Origin of the sequence: Microbulbifer magnicolonia, from assembly GCF_035117725.1 — a bacterium.
GTDB classification, from domain to species: Bacteria; Pseudomonadota; Gammaproteobacteria; order Pseudomonadales; family Cellvibrionaceae; genus Microbulbifer; species Microbulbifer magnicolonia.
This window is the reverse complement of record NZ_JAYEFD010000001.1, coordinates 1,741,383-1,759,754: the sequence shown is the minus strand read 5'-3', so window position 1 is coordinate 1,759,754 and position 18,372 is coordinate 1,741,383. Positions and strand designations below refer to the sequence as shown.

The window sequence follows — 18,372 nt, the reverse complement described above, 5'->3', positions numbered from 1 at the left end:
TTTTACCGATGGTTTGGCGCTGGCCTGGTGGTCGGCGTCACCATTGATTCCTGGTTGGCTAATCTGCCAGCAGTACGTACAGCCCTTCCTGAGTATGCTCAACCGGCACCGGCGTCAGCGCATCGCCGGCACAGGGCCCGGCAATGCATTCGCCGGTTTCGATCAGAAACAGGGCGCCGTGGGAGGCGCACTGGATCAGGGCGCCGTCGGGGTCGAGAAACTGGTCTTCCTGCCAGTCCAGGTTGATGCCGCGGTGCGGGCAGCTGTTCTTATAGGCGTAGATCTCGCCGTCCTTCATCACCGCAAACACATTGTCGGTTCCGGCCGCGGTGTCGCCGAGGGAAAAGCCCTTGGACTGTCCCTCGCTCAGCTCATCGTAACGGCAAAGAAAATATTTCTGCATAACATCGCTTTAATTTGGCCCCCCTTCCCGCTCGCGGGAGAGGGGGTGGAGGAGAGGGTATTATTGCGGAGCCGCGAGTGTAATCGATGTGTGGCGCTTTTTCCCGTCGCGCATAAAGCCCAGGCTGACTTCATCACCGGCGCGGCGGTTTTCCAGCACGTTCAGCAGGTCGTCGTAGCTGCGCACCGGCTGGCGGTCCACTTCCACGATCACGTCGCCCAGTTGCCAGCCACCGCGCTCGGTGCGGTAGACGCCGCGCAGGCCCGCCTCCGCTGCGGGCATACCCGGCGCGGTGCGCAGCACGGCGACACCCTCGAAACCGTATTGGCTGGCCCACTGGTCCGGTGCCGATTCGATACCCAGCACCGGGCGCACCAGGCGGCCGTGGGCAATCAGCTCCGGTACTATCTTTTTCACGGTATCCACGGGGATCGCGAAGCCGATGCCGACGCTGGCGCCGCTGGGGCTGTAGATTGCGGTATTCACGCCGATCAGGCGGCCGCTGCTGTCCAGCAGGGGGCCGCCGGAATTACCGGGGTTGATGGCCGCATCCGTCTGGATCACATTGCGGATAGTGCGGTTGTTGGCGGCCTGGATCTCGCGCCCCAGCGCGCTGACCACGCCGGTGGTGAGGGTGGTGTCGAGGCCGAAAGGGTTGCCGATAGCGAGCACCTTGCGGCCCACGGCCAGGTTGTTCGAGGTGCCGGCTATCAGTGGCTTCAGCAGTTCCGGCGGTGCGTCGATCTTCAAAACCGCCAGGTCCTTTTCCGGTGCCGAGCCCACCAGTTCTGCGGGCCATTCGCTGCGGTCCTGCAGGGTGATGGTGACCTTGCGCGCGCCCTCGATGACGTGGAAGTTGGTCACCACATGGCCCTGGTCGTCCCAGATAAAGCCGCTGCCGGCGCCCTTGGGCACCGCGTGCAGGCGCAGGGTCCAGCGGTCGCGCACCAGGGTTTCGTTGGTGACGTAGACCACCGACGGGCTGGCAAAATTGAACACCTGCATGGTGTTCTGTTCGTCGTCGGTGGAAAAAACCGGTACTGGGGATGTTGCCGTGGCGAGACCGGAGAGCAGTAGCAGTGGCGCGGCCAGCAGCAAGGTTTTGAGCTTGTTCATGGTCGGCTTTGTGCAGTTTTGTGGATTTGCTGTGGGAATGTTAACCCGCCGGTGTGTCGGTTAACCATCGGTGGGTTGGATACCCCGGCGCCTTCTTGCATCCGCGCCGGGGGCGAGTGTCCTCTGTAACCGCTGGGGACGCTCAATATCGCTGAGGGCTCTCTTGTCGCTGAGGGCTCTCTTGTCGCTGAGGGCTCTCTTTACCGCTGAGGGCTCTCTTTCATCGCTGAGGGCTCTGCAGCGCCAGAATGCGGTTTTCGAGCGGCGGGTGGCTGGCCAGCAGCGCGCCCATATTGCCGTAGATGCCGAAAGCCTTCATGTTGCTCGGCAGCGGCTGCTCGCGGCCCGCCTCGGATTCCGCCTTGATCCGCTGCAGGGCGGCGATCATCGACTGCGGGCTGGCGAGGCTGGCACCGGCGGCGTCGGCACGGAATTCGCGCCGGCGGCTGAACCAGGCCACCACCATCATCGCGAAGACGCCGAAGACGATGTCCATGATGATGGACGTCACATAGTAGCCGATACCCAGTCCCTGCTCGTTCCGCAACAGTACCCGGTCCACGAAGAAGCCGACCAGCCGCGCAAAGAACATCACGAAGGTGTTCACCACCCCCTGGATCAGCGCCAGGGTCACCATATCGCCGTTGGCGACGTGGCCTATCTCGTGGCCGATCACCGCCCGCGCCTCGTCGCGATTGAAGCGTTCCAGCAGGCCGGCACTGACAGCCACCAAGGCGCTGTTGCGGTTCCAGCCCGTGGCGAAGGCATTGGCCTGGGGCATGGGGAATATACCCACGTCCGGCATGCCGATGCCGGCCTTTTGCGACAGCTCGCGCACCGTTTCCACCAGCCACTGCTCGTCGGCGTTGCGCGGTTGGTCGATCACCTGGGTGCGGGTGCTCATGCGGGCGATGGTCTTGGACATCAGCAGCGAGATCAGCGCACCGCCGAAGCCGAAGATGGCGCACATTGTCAGCAGGGCGCCGAGATTCAGGTTGACGCCCTGGGCGTCGAGAATGCCCTGAATACCCAGCAGGTTGAATATAATGCCGACCAGGACCAGAACGGCCAGGTTGGTCAAAAGAAAGAGACCAATGCGCAACATCGGTGTTCTCCAAAGTAAGTTGTCTCAGGAGGAAGTCTAGATAGGGGCGCAGGCGCCGGTTTCAAGGTCGGCGGCACGCCCGTATTGCGCTATTACTCCGGATTCTGCGCCGACAGCAGGCGGTCGGCCTCGCTCGCCAGGCGCGCCTTCAGGTCCGGGTCCAGGTCGTTCCAGTGCACGTCCAGCAGCGCGCCCTGCAGCGCATAGAGCATCACTCTGGAGGCGTTGATACCGCGGTTGCGAATGCTGATAAATGCGTCCACCGGACCGACCCGGCGCAGGTCCTCGCAAGAGCGTATGCCGATGGAATGGAGAATATTGACAGAGGCGAGGCCCAGGTTTTTCAGTTTTAACAGCTCTGAGTGACTCGGGTGCATGGGGTTATCCCTAACTTAGGTTGAACTTCCATGAATACGCGGCCAGATCCCTCGGCCGCGCGATTGAACATAGCATATAACGATAAAACGCCAAACCTTCATTAGCAATCGTGCTAAGAAAGATAGGGCGAGTCGAAATTGAGATCGGATGGATTCCGCTTGACGGCCGGCCAGACCTCCCTTTTTTGGTACAGTAGCAACAGAAAGTTTTTTCACTTTAGTCCGCTTTACATAATTCGCCTGTCAATAGGAGCACAATGTTAGCTGCACCGCTCAAACGCATGCTTTTCGGCCTCGGCGACGAGCATGTCATTCTCGATCCACGATCCGGGCAGCTGTTGCACCCGGAGGCGCTGCTCGCCTTCGAGCGCCTGTGCGCCGATGCGAGGGGGTCCGGCTTCGATCCGAAAGTGGTCTCCGGCTTTCGCAGTTTCGAACGTCAGCGCACCATCTGGAACGACAAGGTCGCGGGGCTGCGCCCGGTGCTGGACAGCTGCGGTGTGGAACTGGATGTGACGCAGCTGTCGCCTGTGCAGACCGCATTCGCTATATTGCGCTGGTCGGCCCTGCCGGGGGCGTCCCGGCATCACTGGGGCACCGATTTCGACGTGGTGGACGCCGCGGCCATGCCCGACGACTACCGCCCGCGGCTGACACCGCAGGAAGTGGCCGACGACGGCATTTTCGGCCCCTTCCACTGCTGGCTGGACCAGCGTATTGCCGCCGGCCAGAGTTATGGTCTCTTCCGCCCCTACGCCGAGGACCGCGGCGGCGTGGCGCCGGAGCGCTGGCACCTCAGTTACGCACCCCGGGCTCTGGAGCTGCAACAACTGCTGACCCCGGAGCGACTCTGTGAACAGCTGCAGAGCTGCGAGCTGGAACTGTGCGACACTGTGTGCGAACAGATCGACGAAATTTATACGCGTTTTGTGTGGGTGCCGGATCACTGCTACCCGGCGGCGCAATGAGCGAGGAGCGGATCATCGAAGGCGAGATGGAGCAGCGCGATATCTGGGAAGCCATGCGCGCGGAGGCGACTGCGGCGGCGGCCGGGGAGCCGGTGCTGGCGAGCTATTTTCACAACACGGTGCTGCGGCACAAATCCCTCGACGATGCGCTGTCCTACCAGCTGGCCTCGGTGCTGGATCACAATGCGCTGACCGCCACCGCCCTGCAGGAGGTGATCGCTTCGGCGCTGAAGGCCGATGCGTCCATCTCCCGCTGCATGCGCGCAGATATCTGCGCCTGGTATGACCGCGATCCGGCCTGTGACCAGTTCCTGACCCCCTTCCTCTACTTCAAGGGGTTTCACGCGCTGCAATCCCACCGCGTCGCCCACTGGCTCTGGCAGCAGGGCAGACATACCCTGGCGCTCTATTTCCAGAGCCGGGTATCGGAGCAGTTCGCGGTGGATATCCACCCGGCGGCCAGGTTCGGCTGCGGTATCATGATCGACCACGCCACCGGCCTGGTGGTCGGCGAAACCACGGTGGTGGAGGACGACGTCTCCATGCTGCACTCGGTGACGCTCGGCGGCAGCGGCAGCGGTGCCGGCGATCGGCATCCGAAAATCGGCCGCGGCGTCATGATCGGAGCCGGCGCGAAAGTGCTCGGCCCGGTCAGGATCGGCGAGGGGGTAAAAATTGCCGCGGGCAGCCTGGTGTTGAGCGATGTGCCGGCGCACACCACCGTGGCCGGGGTACCGGCCCGCCAGGTCGGCGGCACAACCGTCGCGGCGCCGGCCTACACCATGGACCAGACACTGGACTCAGACGAACAACAATAAGGGGCCATTGGCATGTCTCAACCCACCTCTCAATCTACCTTCAGCCTGATTTTTCGCGGCGACCTGGTGCCGGGATATACCGCCGCGGACGTGAAAGCGAACATGGCCCGCCTGTTCAAGGCCGGCCCGGAAGCGCTCGACAAACTGTTCAGCGGCCGCCCGCTGGCGATCAAGAAGGGCCTGAACCTGGCGCAGGCGGAGCAGCTGCAGGCGACGCTGGCGAAGATAGGTGCGCAGACAGCGCTCAAAGCCGAAGGTGAAGCGGAGGCGCCGCCAGCCCCGGCGCCGCAGGCGGAGGAGGCCCCGGCGCCGGCGGCACCGGCACAGTCCCAGCCCGATTGGAGCCTGGCGCCGATGGAGGGCAACCTGGTCAAGGAGCACGAGCGGGAACGGAAGGCGACGGTGTCGGTGTCTGTCGATCACCTGAGCCTGAAGCCGGCCGAGGGCAATCTGATCGAGGAGGGTGAGCGTGCGCACAAACAACCGGTTGCCGTGGACGTTCCCGACTGGCAGATCGATTAGATTTCAGGAAAGAATCGAAAACACCCTGTAGGAGCGGCCCATGGCCGCGATCGATGTACGAGTTATCGGGCAAGCCCGATCGCGGCCATGGGCGGATGGCTCCCCGCCGCTCCTACAGCAGGTATAAAAAAACCGGCGCGAGGCCGGTTTTTTTATATGGCTGGAAGGGCTCAGCCTTCCTCTTTCAGATAGCGCTCGCGGGAGGCCAGCACTTCCTTGCGCGCCGCTTCCGCGTCGGCCCAGCCGTCCACCTTCACCCACTTGCCGGGCTCCAGCGCCTTGTAGTTCTCGAAGTAGTGCTCGATCTGCTTGATCAGCAGCTCCGGCAGATCACCGATTTCCTGTACGTGATCGTACAGCTTGGTCAGCTTGGTGTGGGGTACCGCCAGCAGCTTGGCGTCCACGCCGGACTCATCGGTCATGTTCAGCACGCCGATCACACGGGAGCGGATCACGGAGCCGATCATTACCGGGTAGGGGGCCACAACCAGCACGTCCAGGGGGTCGCCGTCTTCAGACAGGGTCTGGGGCACATAGCCGTAGTTGGCCGGGTAGAACATCGGGGTAGCTACGAAGCGATCCACGAATACGGCGTCCGCGTCCTTGTCCACTTCGTACTTGATCGGGTCGTGGTTGGCCGGGATCTCGATGATTACGTTGATATCGTTGGGCAGGTCCTTACCTGCGGGGATCTTGTCGAAGCTCATTGCTTGTCCTGATTCTTTCTATGGTGATCGGGGGTGATCGAAAATTTGGGAGCGCGGATTATAAACCCTGGACCGCGGCGCTGAAAGCGGCGCCCTTAGATCTGTTGGTTAGCGCCTCCTAACCTATGGCGGGTCTATCCTGTTACTCAGCCACAACAACTATACCCATAACAACCGGGAGGCTGGCCCCATGCTGAAGCCAAGGGATATCAAGACTGCTGAGGAGGCCCGCGCCATCGTCGAGGAGCGCAACCTCAGCCACGTCAAGGTGGGCCTGTTCGACAACGACGGCGTCATGCGCGGCAAGTACATGAGCCGCGACAAGTTCCTCTCCTCGCTCGACCACGGCTTTTCCTTCTGTGACGTGGTGCTGGGCTGGGACGTCAAGGACCAGCTCTACGACAACGCCCGCTACACCGGCTGGCACACCGGCTATCCGGACGCGCCGGTGCGCATACTGCCGCACAGCTGCCGCGAAGTGCCTTTCGAAGAGGATATGCTGCTGTTCCTGGCCGAGTTCGACGGCCAGGCGCAGGCGGTATGCCCGCGCGCGACACTGCGCCGGGTGATTGAGCGCTGCCAGGCTCTCGGGTTCGAGCCGCTGGCGGCGCTGGAATACGAATTCTTCCTGTTCGACGAGACCCCCGACTCGGCCCGCGCGAAGGGCTTCCGCAACCTGAAGCCCTTCACGCCGGACTGGTTCGGCTATTCGATGCTGCGCAACTCGGTGCACGCGGAGCTGTACCGGGACATCCTGGAGCTGGCGGAGCGCATGGACTTTCCCCTGGAGGGCCTGCACACCGAAACCGGTCCCGGCGTGCTGGAGGCGGCGATCGCTGTCGACCGCGCAGAGGCCGCCGGGGACAAGGCGGCGCTGTTCAAGACCTTTTTGAAAGTGCTGGCCCAGCGCCGCGGCCTGATGGCGACCTTTATGGCCAAGTGGTCCGGCAGCTATCCGGGCCAGAGCGGCCATATCCACCTGTCCCTGCGCGATGCAGATAGCGGCAAATCCGCATTCTACGATTCCAGTCATTCGCAGGGCATGAGCGATGTGCAGCGCCACTTCCTCGCCGGCCAGCAGCGGCTGATGCCGGAATTTCTGGCGATGCTGGCGCCGACGGTCAACAGCTACCGCCGCCTGGTGCCCGGCTTCTGGGCGCCCACCGATGCCACCTGGGGCGTGGAGAACCGCACCGCCGCGCTGCGCGTGATTCCCGGCAGCGACAAATCCCAGCGCACCGAATACCGCCTCGGCGCCGCCGACGCCAACCCCTACCTAGCCCTGGCCGCGGCCCTGGGCTCCGGTCTCTACGGCGTGATGCAGCAGTGGGAGCCGAGCGAGGCGGTGGCGGGCAACGCCTACGCGCTGCAGCAGCCGCAGGCGCTGGCGCTGCCGCGCACCCTGTGGGAATCGGCGCAGCGGCTGAAGGCCTCGGAGGCGGCGCGGGAGCTGTTCGGCAGTGACTTTGTCGAGCACTTCGCCGCCAGCCGCGAGTGGGAGGAGCGCGAGTACCGCCGGCACGTGAGTGACTGGGAGCTGGACCGCTATTTCGAAATCATTTGACCGGGGGCGGCGGAGCTGTCTTTAAGCGCTGAAGGCTCTCTATAAGCGCTGAAGGCTCTCTATAAGCGCTGAAGGCTCTCTATAAGCGCTGAAGGCTCTCATAAGCGCTGAAGGCTCCAGCTCCTCCCTGGGAACGCCGAGCTCCAGCTCGGCACCGGGCCGCAGGCCCGCTAATAAAACTGCCACGGTAACGCGCTTATGAACAAACTCCAATGTATCTCCCCAGTCGACAATTCGGTCTACGTCGAGCGCGCCCTGGCGAGCGAAAACGAAATCGATTCCGCGCTGGACGCCGCGGCCGGCGCCCAGCGCGCCTGGCGCTGTACGCCGCTCGCGGAGCGGTCGGCAATCGTGCGCCGGGCGACAGAGCTTTTTACCGGTCGCAGAGAAAAGCTGGCGGAGGAACTCTGCTGGATGATGGGCCGGCCGATCCGCTATGCCGGCGGCGAAATTCTCGGCTTTGCCGAGCGCGCCAACACCATGGCGGAGATCGCCGGGGCGGCGCTGGCCGATATCCGGCTGCCGGATAAAACCGGCTTCACCCGATTTATCCGCCGCGAGCCGCTGGGCATTTCCCTGGTCATTGCGCCGTGGAATTATCCCTACCTGACCGCGGTCAACGCCGCGGTACCGGCGCTGCTGGCTGGCAACGCGGTGCTGCTGAAGCACTCGGCGCAGACGCCGCTGTGCGCCGAGCGCATGGTGGAGGCCTTCGCCGAGGCCGGTCTGCCCCAGGGCGTGTTTCAGTTTCTGCATCTGGACCACGGTGCAACCGAGCGGCTGATTCGCGCGGCCGAAATCAATCACATCGCCTTCACCGGCTCGGTGGCGGGCGGCGCCATGGTCGAGCGCGCCGCGGCCGGTCGCTTTATCCACGTCGGCCTGGAGCTGGGGGGCAAGGACCCCGCCTATGTGCGCGCCGATGCGGATCTGGAACACGCGGTAGCGACCGTCGTCGACGGGGCCTACTTCAATTCCGGTCAGTCCTGCTGCGCCATCGAGCGTGTCTATGTGCACGAGCGGCTGTTCGACGAATTCGTCGCGCGCGCCGTCGAGCTGGTGCGGCAGTACAGGCTCGGCCGCCCTGACGATCCGGCGACGACACTGGGGCCGCTGGTGCGCGCCGAGGCCGCCGACTTCGTGCGCGCACAGGTAGACGAAGCAGTGGCCGCCGGTGCCACTGCGCATATCGATGCGAGCGAATTCCCGATGGACAGGCGCGGCACCCAGTACCTGGCGCCGCAACTGCTGACCAATGTGCACGGCGGCATGCGCGTGATGCGCGAGGAAAGTTTCGGCCCGGTGGTGGGGGTGCAGAATGTGCGTGACGACGGCGAGGCGCTGGAGCTGATGAACGACAGTGAATTCGGCCTCACCGCGGCCATCTTCAGCCGCGACGAACAGGCGGCGCTGGCGCTGGGCGACAGACTCGAAACCGGCACGGTGTTCCTCAACCGCTGCGACTACCTGGATCCGGCGCTGGCCTGGACTGGCGTCAAGAATTCCGGGCGCGGCTGCTCGCTCTCCGGCGTCGGTTTCGAGCATCTCACCCGGCCCAAGTCCTTTCATTTCAAGGTTCAGCCATGAACACGAAAACAGTCATGAATGCAAAACAACTGCGGATGAACTGGAATTACCCCACCGCGATGCGCGTCGGCCCGGGTCGTATCGCCGAGCTCGCCGGTGCCTGCCGCGAGCTCAATATGCGCAAGCCGCTGCTGGTCACCGATCCCGGCCTGGCGGAGCTGCCGATGGTAGAGCGGGCCGCGCAGATTTGCAGAGATGCGGGCCTGGAGGTCGAAGTTTTCTCGCAGGTGAAGGGCAACCCGAACGGCAAGAATGTCGCCGATGGGGTAGAAGTTCTGCGCAAGGGCGGGCACGACGGTGTTATCGCCATCGGTGGCGGCTCGGCGCTGGATGCGGGCAAGGCCATAGCGCTGATGGCCGGGCAGAAGCGGCCGATCTGGGACTTTGAGGATATCGGCGACAACTATCTGCGCGTCGATGTCGATGGCATGGTACCGGTGGTGGCGGTGCCCACTACTGCCGGCACCGGCTCGGAAGTCGGGCGCTCCTCGGTCATTACCGACGAGGGCGCCCGCATCAAACGTATTATTTTCCACCCCCGCATGCTGCCTTCGATTGTGATTCTCGACCCGGAGCTGACCCTGGAGCTGCCGGCAAAGCTCACCGCCGCCACCGGCATGGATGCGCTGTCACACAACCTGGAGGCCTACTGCTCGCCGGTGTTTCACCCGATGGCCGAGGGCATTGCGCTGGAGGGCATGCGGCTGGTGAAAGAGTACCTGCCCCGCGCGGTGGCCGACGGCACTGATCTTGAGGCGCGCCAGCAGATGCTGGTGGCCTCCTGCATGGGCGCGACCGCCTTCCAGCGCGGTCTCGGCGCCATGCACGCGCTGGCGCACCCGCTCGGCGCACTCTACGATGCGCACCACGGCCTGCTGAACGCAGTGCTGATGCCCTATGTGCTGCAGGCGAATAGCGACGCGATTCAGCCGCAGATGGACAGGCTCGCGCGCTACCTGGATCTGTCCGGCGGCGGCTTCAGTGCGGTGCTCGATTGGGTGCTGACCCTGCGCGCGGAAATCGGCATTCCACACAGCCTCGCGGATATCGGCATAGACGACGCGCGCATCGAACAGGTCGGGCGCATGGCCGAAGCGGACCCATCCGCATCCACCAATCCGCTACCGTTCAATGCGCAGCAATACAGCCGGCTGTTTGAACAAGCGCTGCGCGGTGCGGTCTGATCCGTAAACTCCCCTCTCCCGCCGGCGGGAGAGGGGCCGGGGGAGAGGGTAAGGAGATAAAAACATGAACCGCCTGTTCGCACTGATACTGATTCTGATAACCGGCCAAGTTTTGGCCCAGGAGCCGCAATCACAAAACATCCGCACCGCAATCTTCGCCGGCGGCTGCTTCTGGTGTATGGAACCGCCGTTCGACCAGCTCGACGGCGTGCTGGAAACCACCTCCGGCTACAGCGGCGGCCACGTGAAGAATCCCACCTACGACCAGGTCTCCGCCGGCGGCACCGGCCACGCGGAAGTGGTGCAGGTAAAGTACGACGCGGACAAGGTCAGCTACGCGCAACTGCTGGATGTATTCTGGCGCAACGTGGACCCGCTGGATGCCGGCGGCCAGTTCTGCGACCGCGGCGATCAGTACCGCAGCGCGATCTTCTACGGTTCCCCGGAGGAGAAAAGACTGGCGGAGGCCAGCAAGCAGCAGGTTGCGGCAAAACTCGGCAAACCCATAGTCACCGAAGTCCAGCCCGCCGCCACCTTCTACCCCGCCGAGCAGTACCACCAGAACTACTATCAGCGCAATCCGGTTCGCTACAAGTACTACCGCTACCGTTGCGGGCGCGACCAGCGGTTGGAGGAAGTCTGGGGCAGCGCCCCCGCCCACTGATCAAGGGCCTGGCGCAGCCGGTCGCTCAGTCGCCAAAATCGTAGCGACAACTTCCGCAGGCGAGTCCAGTTCAGGCTCGCCTTTTTTGTGCCCGGCGAATTGGCTGGCGGCATGAGTAGATCAAAAACTGTGCTGAATGATGCCGTGTAATGCGGTGTAATAAGGCGCCCACCGTTACTGGAGTGACTCTGCCGAATATCTGTGGCTATATATGGACACTGGTGTTCAGATATAGACACAAATTCCTATATATAGACACGTGTCTATATATAGGCATGTCGTTTAATAAACTGTTATGCTCTTGGTGCAGCCAATAATATGTCAAGGAGGAATAATGAAACGCTCACAGATTGATGGAGTTTTCATTCGAGCACATGGCCATGATCCAAGGTTAGTTGTTAAAAGAAAAATCACCCCATTCCAAGATCAATATGATATTTACCGCCCATGGTCGAAAATTGATATCGTCAAAAAATTGGTAAATCTGTTAGATGAAGAGTTTGATTTCTTTTTGAATAGATTTGAAGAGGTTGACTCTGAAGAGCACAAAAATAGCAGCCATAGAATAAGGCGATACATAAGTAGAAATAAACAAGATTTGTTTCCAAATAAAGATGAAGAGTTCCAGGAATCACATTGCTTCGAGTACAAAAACTACTGGGTCGGAACCAATATTGGAGCTAAAGAAATTTCCCTTTACGTGAGGGAGATGTGCTTAGCGTGTAATATTTCATTTGGTTCAATTACCGAATTGTCTATTTAGGAAAATAAACACAACTTTTTAGGAGTGATTTATGAGTGTCGAAGATAAAAAACGATTCGATTTGCCATGGGTAGTTGTGATAATCGTAATATTGGCCGCATTTGTTGCTTTCCACCAAGTACAGCATGGTTCGACTTTGCCATTTTGGAAATTAAATTTAGAGCAGCTTGGTCTTGTAATGGCTGCTGGAGTGGGATTCGGGATAATACCGATCATAGTTGGATTGATCGCATTCTTTATATTCAGAAAATCAGGTAGTCCAAAAATCGCCTTTTTACTTGCTTTTTTAATCACATTTGGCTGGTTTTTAAGCAATGTCATAAAGATTGAAAGACATATGCAGCAAATGGAGAGCTCAGAAAATACGAAGCTCGAAAATAGGCCGCAGTAGCTACCGGACGAGCATAACCAGGCAATGCAGCCGACGGCCAACTTTGCGCACTTTATGCGCGGTCGCTACGCTCCCATTGTCGCGCAAAAAATGCGCAAAGCTGGCCGCGGCTGATTGCGGCGTTAGCACACCAGTATGTTAGAACTCATAAAAGAATATGACCGAGTAACGGAAATTCTAAATAAAAATATCAAAGGGTTAAAAGCTCATCCAAAGATATTGGATAAGGAGGAGCATAAGTATCTATACCCAGCATATGAAAAGGCTATGTATATCGCCATATCATTGTCAGATCTAAATATAGGGTTAAAGTACTTAGATTTTTCAGAAGCTCTAAGTAATGGGTATGAAGCTAACCACTTTGCAAGAAATGTTGCGCTTATTTCATACGAATTAATTAATCATCAGCAAAAAATTACTGGTCAAGAGGTTGCAGCTTTAATTTCAGAGAAATTGGGAAGCGAAGGGCTAACCGAAGTAAAGCTTTACTCCAAAGAATTGAAAAGCGTAAAAAAAGAGAATCATGTAAAGCTCAATTACATACGCAACAATTTGATGGGTCACCGTACAGAAAATGGAATGGAAATGGCAAAGGGCATGCTTAATATCAACCATAAAGAGATATACCAAATTGGCAAGCAGGTTTTTGGAGTTTACCTAAAAATATTTTGTGCGTATTCAGAGGTTCTTGGTAAGCTTTGAGCTTAACCCGTGCTAACAAGGCGCTGCAAGGCGACGGCTTACTTTGTGCACTTTATTGCGCGGTCGCTTCGCTCCCATTTTCGCGCAATCAAGCGCACAAAGTTAGCCGCCCCTGAGCGCGGCGTTCAGGCTGTAGAAAAACTCGGGCGATTTTTGAATGGGTGAATTTTTCGTGCGGAGAGTGCCCTAAAATGCTTTTCGTCACCCCAAATAGAGCCAGAATTCACGTAGGCACGCGATTTTCTGGGTGAAATACAATCAGAAGGAAGGGGCCGGAGTTTTTCTACAGCCTCGTTAGGCATCATTGGAGAAATTAATGAGCGTTATAAGAGCTGCAAGATTATCAGATGCCAAAAATTTAGCTGAATTGGCTGAAGTCACTTTTCGCGACACATTTTCTGAGCAGAACACTCCAGAGAATATGGATGCTCATTGTCAGTCAAGTTATGCAGAAGAAATCCAGGCTCGAGAAATTTCCAATCCAGAATATGCCACAATCGTTGCAGAAACTGATGATAAGTTAGTGGCATACGCACAGTTAAGGTGGGGTAATCCGCCAGGCTGTGTTTCAGCTAATTATCCAGGTGAAATTCAAAGATTATATGTAGATAAGGATTTTCATGGTAAAGGCCTGGCTCATGAATTAATGTCAGAGTGTCTAAATATTCTTAACGAACGTCATGCTGATATTGCCTGGCTGGGAGTGTGGGAGAATAATCCAAGAGCTATTGCATTCTATAAAAAATTTAATTTTCAAGAAGTTGGTGATCACATATTTTCACTTGGTAGTGATCCACAAAGAGATATTATTTTGGTGCGTCCAGTTTAGAGCTTCGCATCAAATGCCTACCAAGCGGTTGTGGTAGCCGCGAAATGCGCGGCAGGGACGGCTTATCTACGCTTCAGTCGCTGATCTGTAATCAACTTCGTGGATACTCGAAGAGCACGGCGAGAAAGAATGTCCGAGGCGCAGCATCAGCTGCGCCCGGTCGCCGTCTACTTGATTTCCCCGCGCTGCAGGCAAACCTGATCGCCGTAGTAGTTGTCCGCGTAGTTGCACTCGCGGGAATCTGACTGCCGGGTTGGTTGAGTGCCGATAGTTTTGCGCACGATCGCCATTACAGTTTTCATCGCCTTCTCCCACTTTTCAGGTTCGGCCAGAGTAGCGGGCGACGGCTTTCCAATAAAATGGATTATTTCACTTCCCTTGATAGCTTCGGTCTATCTCCGCGCAGGGAATGCGTTTCCGGCTATCTGAGCAGCTGTTTCATGCCGGCGCGGCTGAGGTTTTGCCGATGCCGCGCCAGGCAGTCGAGACTCGCTAGTCGGCGCCGGCCTGCTCGATCAGCAGGCGGTAGAAATTGGTCGCATTCGCCATATTCTCGATACTGATCCGCTCGTTGGTGCCGTGAAATCCGCTGGTGTCTTCCCTCGTCACCACCATCGGATTGAAGCGGTAGCTGTTGTCGGCGATGGTTTCGTAGCGGCGGCTGTCGGTGCCGGCGATGGTGAGGCCGGGGGCGACGATCGTGGGGCCGTAGGTTTTCTGTGCGGCTTCGGCAATGGCCTTGAAACCCGCGGCGTCCGCGCTGGAAACCCGCGAGGCGGGCTGGCCGCGGCGGAGTTTTACTTCCACCCGGTCGTCATTGATCGCGCTTTTCAGATGCTGGGCTATGTCTTCGATATGGTCCCGCGGGTGCACGCGCAGGTTGATAGTGGCCACGGCCTCGATCGGCAGTACGTTTTCCTTCACGCTGGCGGAGAGCATGGTCGGGGCGACGGTGGTGTGCAGCATGGCGGCGGTGCCCGGCTGGGCTTCCAGCGCGGAATCGATCAGGCCGCCGAATAGCCAGCGGTTGGCAAACAGCAGCCGCTGGCCGAATGGCATATGGGGCGCGATGGCGTCGAACATTTCGCCGCTGAGCCCCTCCAGCCCGCTCGGCAGCGGCGCGCCGTGAATGTTCACCAGTGCCTGCGCGAGTATGTCCACCGCGGTGTCCCGCGGCGGCATGGACGAGTGTCCGCCCTGGCCGCGGGCCACCAGGTCCACGGTCATATAACCCTTCTCGGCCACGTTGATGCTCGCCACCGGCCCGTCGATGCCGGGGATGAATCCATGCAGCAGGAATGAACCCTCGTCCAGGCTCCAGGCCGGTTTCACGCCGTCCTGCTGGAGCTTTTCCACTATGGCCGCGGTGCCTTCCTCGCCGCCGGTCTCCTCGTCGTGGGTCAGGGCGATGTACACGGTGCGCTCCGGTTGGAAATTCTGCGCGAGCAGTTGCGTGGCCGTTTCCATCAGCGCGATGGCCGCGCTCTTGTCGTCCAGCGCGCCGCGGCCCCAGATATGCGTGTCGTCCACCACGCCGTCGTAGGGCGGCTGCTGCCACTCGTCTTCGGTGCCGGGAATTACCGGCACCACGTCGTAATGCGCGGACAGCAGTATCGGCGGCAGGTCGGCATTCTTGCCCGGCCAGGTAAACAGCAGGCTGTATTGGCGCTGCGGATTCCTGCCGAGCCGCGCGGGCGGCAGCGCCCGATGCAATTCCGGGTAGGTGGCGGCGAGCCAGGCGATGAACTGTTCGTACTGCGCCTGCGTCTGCGGTTCCTCCAGCTGCGAGGAAATGGTGCGGAAACGGATCGCTTCGGACAGGTGCCGGGCGATCTGTGCGCGATCCAGCTCGACGGATGCGCGCTCGACGGCGGCGAGCGGCGGCGCGCTGTAGCTTGCGGTGCGCAGCAACACGAGCGCCGTCAGCACACACAGGATCAGTGCTGTTCCGATCAGTATTTTTTTCATAATTCTTTCCGTTTTTTTGCGTTTCAGCGCGCGAAGATCGCGGCCCGCGGCGGTGTTTGCCAGCCGCGGCGGACCGCTGGCGACCACTTCGCTAGAAGCGGTAACCCAGGTCGATACCGTAGGTGCGCGGCGTGCCCGCGAAGTGGGTCAGGGTACCGAAGAAGTCGCGCGAGGTCTGCGTCAGGTAATCCTCGTCGGTGAGGTTGCGCACCCAGAGTGCGGCGGTCCAGCTCTCGCCGTCGCTTTGCAGGCCCAGGCGCGCGTTCACCAGCCCTACGCCATCCACCCAGCCGTACTGCACGCTTTCGCCGGTGAGCAGGGTGCGGGATTGCTCGTTGTCGGCGGAATTGTAGTAGTCGTCGCGGTAGGAGTAGTCGAGCCGCGCGAGCAGCTCGGCGCCGAGGGACGGCAGCGGGTGATAGTACTGCACGCCCAAATTCACCGAGTAATCCGACACGCCGGGCAGTTTGTTGCCGGACACATCGCTGCCGCCGGCGCCGCCGCCCGGGTACTCGGCAAATTCCGCATCCAGCAGGCCGAAGGCGGCGTTCAGGGTCAGATTGTCCGTGGGCCTGTAGGTGAATTCCGCCTCCAGGCCCCGGGTTTCCACCTCTGCGGCATTGCGGATACTGATGGCGGTGCGCCCGCCGCCCAGGTCGACGAACTGGTTGACCTGGTAATCGCTGTAGTCCGCGCGGAACACCGCGAGGCTGAAGCCGAGGCGGCGCTGCCACAGGGTGCCTTTGAGGCCGGCTTCGTAGGCATCGACGGTCTCCTTGTCGAATTCGATTCCCGCGGCCAGGTCGTTGTCGCTGACGAAGTCGAGATTGAAGCCGCCGCTCTTGTAGCCGCCGCTGTATTTGACGTAGCCGTTGACGTCGGGACTGAAGGCGTAACTGAGGTTCGCGGTGGGCGAGAAGTGGTTGTCACTGCGCTCGTCCTGCACGCTGCCGATGGCGGTGCCGAATGCGCCGGAACCGCGCCCGTCGATGCGCCAGTCGACCTGCTTGTCCTCGCGGGAATAGCGGAAGCCGAAGCCGAGTTTCCAGCGCTCGCTCAATGCGTAGCTGCCGTTCACGAAGGTCGCGTAGCTGCCGGTGTCGACGGTGCCGTCGGTGGTGGTGGGCAGGGCGGGGTCGGTGCCGAACAGCTGCGCGGCGAGGGCGGAGCTGGACAGCTGGCGCAGGCTGTCGCCCTGCTGCTGGTACAGGTAGAGGCCCGCCACATATATGAACGCGTCCGCATCCGGTGAGATCAGCTGCAGTTCCTGACTCAGCTGGGTGTAGCTGTCCTGATAGGCGAGGCGCACCAGATCCCAGGCGGCATAGTCGGTGTCGTTGCCGTAGAAAATCTCGGTATCGCGCGCGGCGCTGATGGATTTGACGGCGTAGCCGCTGGCCAGGTCCCAGTCCATCGTCAGCGCACTGCCGCGAATGCTGCGCTCCTCGAGCGGATCGATCGTCATGCTGACTTGGTTCGCCCCCGGCGAGGCGGTCTCCGGCACCACGCCGAAACTGTCGGTGACGGCGTCGCCGGTGTAGGACAGGCGCTCCGAATCCATGCCGTCCAGCGACAGGCTGGCGGTGAAGTCGCCGTCGGCGTCGTACAGGAGTTGCGCGCGGTAGGCGTCGCCGTCCAATTCATTGATGTCGTTGCCGGTCACCAGGTTTTTACCAGGCCGTCGCGCTGCTGGCTGCTGAGCGCCAGCTTGGCAAACAGGTTCTGCGACAGTGGCAGGTTCACTGAGGCGGATACCTGGCGGGAATCGTAGTTGCCGTATTCGACGTCGAGCCGGCCCCCGAGGGTGTCGCCGGGCGTTTTGGAGATCAGGTTGATCGCCCCGGCCACGGTGTTCTTGCCGAACAGCGTGCCCTGCGGGCCGCGCAGCACCTCGATGCGCTCCAGGTCCAGCAGCTCCTGATTCAGCGCCGGGGACTGGCCCAGATAGACGCCGTCCAGGTAGACGCCGACGCGAGTGTCGAAACCGATATTGCGGCTGTTGGCGCCGACCCCGCGAATGCTCACGCTCGAGGTGAAGTCGGTGCCGGAGCTGATGCTCAGGTTGGGCACGAACTCGGCCATCTCCTTGAGCTGGCGCACGCCGGTCTGCTCGAGGCTTTCCGCTCCGAGGCTGGTCAGGGAGATGGGGACGTCGGTCAGGCGCTCGCTGCGCTTCTGCGCGGTGACGGTGATCTCTTCCAGTTCTGCGGCGGTGACCCAGGGTGCAATCTGCGCGGCCACGGCGGCGGCCAGCGCGTGGGGCAGGAATCGGGGAGCCTTCATGGGCGTTCTCCTATCGGGATTATTATTTTCGGGAGCCGCTGCGATTCGATCGAAGCGGGCGGCTCCCCGGTTTTCTACAACTCGGGATTTTCTGCGGCGCGTGTTTTGAGCGCGCCGGCGCCGCTAAGGTGTGGCGCCGCAGCGGTTATAACCCCGCGACAGAAACCGCTCTTCCGGGTTTGCAAATCCGCACAAATCCGTCGCGGGCCGGGTTGTGGATTTGCAAATTCGCAATAAAAAAACTTTACTGATCAGGGGCTTGGAGCATTGAGCGGGGCGGGCCGAAATGCGCTGTCACGCCGCAAAATTGCAGTAACGAAAGAGGCCGGAGGCCGGCCGGCGACAAAAGCGCGAGAGAATTGTGCAGAATTCGGCTATCGCCGGGCGCGCGGACTGGGTTAAGTTGCGGCGGCAAAATGGT

At 60.4% G+C, this 18,372-nt stretch carries 20 protein-coding genes; 11 read left to right on the top strand and 9 right to left on the bottom strand.

Translation table 11 applies throughout. From position 1 onward, the window contains the following. Positions 1 to 58 precede the first annotated feature (58 nt). The 4 genes from RRF64_RS07725 to RRF64_RS07710 all read right to left on the bottom strand — a co-directional run bounded on the left by RRF64_RS07725 (position 59) and on the right by RRF64_RS07710 (position 3,001). A complete protein-coding gene (locus RRF64_RS07725; protein ID WP_323845256.1) occupies positions 59 to 403 on the bottom strand; it encodes a Rieske (2Fe-2S) protein in 345 nt (114 codons plus the stop codon). A gap of 60 nt (positions 404 to 463) precedes the next feature. Beyond that, positions 464 to 1,519, bottom strand: a complete 1,056-nt coding sequence (locus RRF64_RS07720; protein WP_323845255.1) for a S1C family serine protease — start codon at positions 1,517 to 1,519, stop codon at positions 464 to 466. A gap of 220 nt (positions 1,520 to 1,739) precedes the next feature. Beyond that, positions 1,740 to 2,624 (bottom strand): protease HtpX, encoded by an 885-nt coding sequence (gene htpX, locus RRF64_RS07715; protein ID WP_323845254.1) that lies wholly within the window; start codon positions 2,622 to 2,624, stop codon positions 1,740 to 1,742. A 92-nt stretch (positions 2,625 to 2,716) separates the two neighbouring features. Then, positions 2,717 to 3,001, bottom strand: coding sequence for a TfoX/Sxy family protein (locus RRF64_RS07710; protein WP_323845253.1), 285 nt, complete (start codon positions 2,999 to 3,001; stop codon positions 2,717 to 2,719). Positions 3,002 to 3,258: 257 nt separating this feature from the next. Here RRF64_RS07710 and RRF64_RS07705 point away from each other — a divergent pair, with 257 nt between their 5' ends. From RRF64_RS07705 to RRF64_RS07695, 3 genes are read left to right on the top strand one after another with little or no spacing between them, the layout of a single operon-like run. Continuing rightward, a complete protein-coding gene (locus RRF64_RS07705) occupies positions 3,259 to 3,969 on the top strand; it encodes a M15 family metallopeptidase (RefSeq protein ID WP_323845252.1) in 711 nt (236 codons plus the stop codon). Further along, positions 3,966 to 4,787: a serine O-acetyltransferase gene (cysE, locus tag RRF64_RS07700; RefSeq protein WP_323845251.1), complete on the top strand. Its 822-nt coding sequence runs from the start codon at positions 3,966 to 3,968 to the stop codon at positions 4,785 to 4,787. The genes RRF64_RS07705 and cysE overlap by 4 nt, the downstream gene beginning before the upstream one ends. 12 nt (positions 4,788 to 4,799) lie before the next feature. After that, positions 4,800 to 5,309, top strand: a complete 510-nt coding sequence (locus RRF64_RS07695; RefSeq protein ID WP_323845250.1) for a hypothetical protein — start codon at positions 4,800 to 4,802, stop codon at positions 5,307 to 5,309. A gap of 170 nt (positions 5,310 to 5,479) precedes the next feature. On the opposite strand, the gene ppa is transcribed toward RRF64_RS07695, so the two are convergent. Further along, the gene (gene ppa, locus RRF64_RS07690; RefSeq protein ID WP_323845249.1) at positions 5,480 to 6,016 is read right to left on the bottom strand and encodes an inorganic diphosphatase; all 537 of its coding nucleotides are present in this window, start codon (positions 6,014 to 6,016) and stop codon (positions 5,480 to 5,482) included. A gap of 190 nt (positions 6,017 to 6,206) precedes the next feature. On the opposite strand from ppa, the gene RRF64_RS07685 reads away from it, so the two are divergent. From RRF64_RS07685 to RRF64_RS07650, 8 genes are all read left to right on the top strand, one after another. Then, on the top strand, positions 6,207 to 7,580 hold the full coding sequence (locus RRF64_RS07685; protein WP_323845248.1) for a glutamine synthetase family protein: 1,374 nt from the start codon (positions 6,207 to 6,209) through the stop codon (positions 7,578 to 7,580). Between the two features lie 198 nt (positions 7,581 to 7,778). Further along, positions 7,779 to 9,167, top strand: coding sequence for an aldehyde dehydrogenase family protein (locus tag RRF64_RS07680; RefSeq protein ID WP_323845247.1), 1,389 nt, complete (start codon positions 7,779 to 7,781; stop codon positions 9,165 to 9,167). A 14-nt stretch (positions 9,168 to 9,181) separates the two neighbouring features. Continuing rightward, positions 9,182 to 10,351, top strand: coding sequence for an iron-containing alcohol dehydrogenase (locus tag RRF64_RS07675; protein ID WP_323845246.1), 1,170 nt, complete (start codon positions 9,182 to 9,184; stop codon positions 10,349 to 10,351). Positions 10,352 to 10,415: 64 nt separating this feature from the next. After that, the gene (gene msrA / locus RRF64_RS07670) at positions 10,416 to 11,015 is read left to right on the top strand and encodes a peptide-methionine (S)-S-oxide reductase MsrA (RefSeq protein ID WP_323845245.1); all 600 of its coding nucleotides are present in this window, start codon (positions 10,416 to 10,418) and stop codon (positions 11,013 to 11,015) included. Positions 11,016 to 11,349: 334 nt separating this feature from the next. After that, on the top strand, positions 11,350 to 11,778 hold the full coding sequence (locus tag RRF64_RS07665; protein WP_323845244.1) for a hypothetical protein: 429 nt from the start codon (positions 11,350 to 11,352) through the stop codon (positions 11,776 to 11,778). Positions 11,779 to 11,809: 31 nt separating this feature from the next. Then, complete coding sequence (locus RRF64_RS07660) at positions 11,810 to 12,169, top strand: hypothetical protein (RefSeq protein ID WP_323845243.1); 360 nt, start codon at positions 11,810 to 11,812, stop codon at positions 12,167 to 12,169. Positions 12,170 to 12,304: 135 nt separating this feature from the next. Further along, positions 12,305 to 12,871 (top strand): hypothetical protein, encoded by a 567-nt coding sequence (locus tag RRF64_RS07655; protein ID WP_323845242.1) that lies wholly within the window; start codon positions 12,305 to 12,307, stop codon positions 12,869 to 12,871. Between the two features lie 316 nt (positions 12,872 to 13,187). Then, positions 13,188 to 13,700: a GNAT family N-acetyltransferase gene (locus RRF64_RS07650; RefSeq protein ID WP_323845241.1), complete on the top strand. Its 513-nt coding sequence runs from the start codon at positions 13,188 to 13,190 to the stop codon at positions 13,698 to 13,700. Between the two features lie 167 nt (positions 13,701 to 13,867). On the opposite strand, the gene RRF64_RS07645 is transcribed toward RRF64_RS07650, so the two are convergent. The 4 genes from RRF64_RS07645 to RRF64_RS07630 form a co-directional block, all read right to left on the bottom strand. After that, the gene (locus RRF64_RS07645; protein WP_323845240.1) at positions 13,868 to 14,002 is read right to left on the bottom strand and encodes a hypothetical protein; all 135 of its coding nucleotides are present in this window, start codon (positions 14,000 to 14,002) and stop codon (positions 13,868 to 13,870) included. 190 nt (positions 14,003 to 14,192) lie between these two features. After that, positions 14,193 to 15,668: a M20 family peptidase gene (locus RRF64_RS07640; RefSeq protein ID WP_323845239.1), complete on the bottom strand. Its 1,476-nt coding sequence runs from the start codon at positions 15,666 to 15,668 to the stop codon at positions 14,193 to 14,195. A 91-nt stretch (positions 15,669 to 15,759) separates the two neighbouring features. Next, on the bottom strand, positions 15,760 to 17,331 hold the full coding sequence (locus tag RRF64_RS07635; protein WP_323845238.1) for a TonB-dependent receptor: 1,572 nt from the start codon (positions 17,329 to 17,331) through the stop codon (positions 15,760 to 15,762). Further along, on the bottom strand, positions 17,328 to 17,951 hold the full coding sequence (locus RRF64_RS07630) for a TonB-dependent receptor (protein ID WP_323845237.1): 624 nt from the start codon (positions 17,949 to 17,951) through the stop codon (positions 17,328 to 17,330). The genes RRF64_RS07635 and RRF64_RS07630 overlap by 4 nt, the downstream gene beginning before the upstream one ends. Positions 17,952 to 18,372: the final 421 nt, after the last annotated feature.

What these genes read in the sequence shown, in the direction of transcription:
- RRF64_RS07660 (WP_323845243.1), top strand. Translation starts at nt 11,810, where the DNA reads ATGAGTGTCGAAGATAAAAAACGATTCGATTTGCCATGGGTAGTTGTG.
- msrA (WP_323845245.1), top strand. Translation starts at nt 10,416, where the DNA reads ATGAACCGCCTGTTCGCACTGATACTGATTCTGATAACCGGCCAAGTT.
- RRF64_RS07655 (WP_323845242.1), top strand. Translation starts at nt 12,305, where the DNA reads ATGTTAGAACTCATAAAAGAATATGACCGAGTAACGGAAATTCTAAAT.
- RRF64_RS07710 (WP_323845253.1), bottom strand. Translation starts at nt 3,001, where the DNA reads ATGCACCCGAGTCACTCAGAGCTGTTAAAACTGAAAAACCTGGGCCTC.
- RRF64_RS07645 (WP_323845240.1), bottom strand. Translation starts at nt 14,002, where the DNA reads ATGAAAACTGTAATGGCGATCGTGCGCAAAACTATCGGCACTCAACCA.
- htpX (WP_323845254.1), bottom strand. Translation starts at nt 2,624, where the DNA reads ATGTTGCGCATTGGTCTCTTTCTTTTGACCAACCTGGCCGTTCTGGTC.
- RRF64_RS07725 (WP_323845256.1), bottom strand. Translation starts at nt 403, where the DNA reads ATGCAGAAATATTTTCTTTGCCGTTACGATGAGCTGAGCGAGGGACAG.
- RRF64_RS07675 (WP_323845246.1), top strand. Translation starts at nt 9,182, where the DNA reads ATGAATGCAAAACAACTGCGGATGAACTGGAATTACCCCACCGCGATG.
- ppa (WP_323845249.1), bottom strand. Translation starts at nt 6,016, where the DNA reads ATGAGCTTCGACAAGATCCCCGCAGGTAAGGACCTGCCCAACGATATC.
- RRF64_RS07705 (WP_323845252.1), top strand. Translation starts at nt 3,259, where the DNA reads ATGTTAGCTGCACCGCTCAAACGCATGCTTTTCGGCCTCGGCGACGAG.
- cysE (WP_323845251.1), top strand. Translation starts at nt 3,966, where the DNA reads ATGAGCGAGGAGCGGATCATCGAAGGCGAGATGGAGCAGCGCGATATC.
- RRF64_RS07685 (WP_323845248.1), top strand. Translation starts at nt 6,207, where the DNA reads ATGCTGAAGCCAAGGGATATCAAGACTGCTGAGGAGGCCCGCGCCATC.
- RRF64_RS07640 (WP_323845239.1), bottom strand. Translation starts at nt 15,668, where the DNA reads ATGAAAAAAATACTGATCGGAACAGCACTGATCCTGTGTGTGCTGACG.
- RRF64_RS07630 (WP_323845237.1), bottom strand. Translation starts at nt 17,951, where the DNA reads ATGAAGGCTCCCCGATTCCTGCCCCACGCGCTGGCCGCCGCCGTGGCC.
- RRF64_RS07665 (WP_323845244.1), top strand. Translation starts at nt 11,350, where the DNA reads ATGAAACGCTCACAGATTGATGGAGTTTTCATTCGAGCACATGGCCAT.
- RRF64_RS07720 (WP_323845255.1), bottom strand. Translation starts at nt 1,519, where the DNA reads ATGAACAAGCTCAAAACCTTGCTGCTGGCCGCGCCACTGCTACTGCTC.
- RRF64_RS07650 (WP_323845241.1), top strand. Translation starts at nt 13,188, where the DNA reads ATGAGCGTTATAAGAGCTGCAAGATTATCAGATGCCAAAAATTTAGCT.
- RRF64_RS07695 (WP_323845250.1), top strand. Translation starts at nt 4,800, where the DNA reads ATGTCTCAACCCACCTCTCAATCTACCTTCAGCCTGATTTTTCGCGGC.
- RRF64_RS07680 (WP_323845247.1), top strand. Translation starts at nt 7,779, where the DNA reads ATGAACAAACTCCAATGTATCTCCCCAGTCGACAATTCGGTCTACGTC.